Origin of the sequence: Corynebacterium sp. UMB4614 (genome assembly GCF_030217065.1) — a bacterium.
GTDB lineage: Bacteria > Actinomycetota > Actinomycetes > Mycobacteriales > Mycobacteriaceae > Corynebacterium.
On record NZ_JASONC010000061.1, the window covers coordinates 1 to 387 of the forward strand.

The following is a 387-nucleotide window of genomic DNA, read 5'->3' on the forward strand; positions in this document are numbered from 1 at the left end:
AACAGCCATCCTTTCCGTGAGAGGTGCAGCAGGGAGTTGTATGCCTTGCGAACTCGCAGGTGGGTCCATTCCCACTGGTGATTGAGGGTGCGGCGCTCTTTCGGCACGGATGTCTTCTCATTGAGAAAGTCCTTGTAGACCACCCCGAAGTCGTGCATGCGTAGTGTCCATTCGCGTGCTTGGTCAAGTGTGGTGATCTTGGTCAGTTTCAGCGCTAGGGCGTAGATAGTTTTGCCGGCGTCGGTGCGTGGCCGGGACGTGGTGTAACGGCGCACCACCCGTTGGGCATGGACGAGGCAGCGTTGAATCTGTGTGTTGGGCCAGCAGGCTTTGATTGCTGAGTAGGCGCCTTGGCCACCGTCGAGGACAACGCATAGTGGTGGGGCG

At 58.7% G+C, this 387-nt stretch carries 1 protein-coding gene; it reads right to left on the reverse strand.

From position 1 onward, the window contains the following. The coding region (locus tag QP413_RS09895) for a transposase (protein ID WP_284781599.1) at window positions 1-387 on the reverse strand (387 nt) is incomplete at both ends.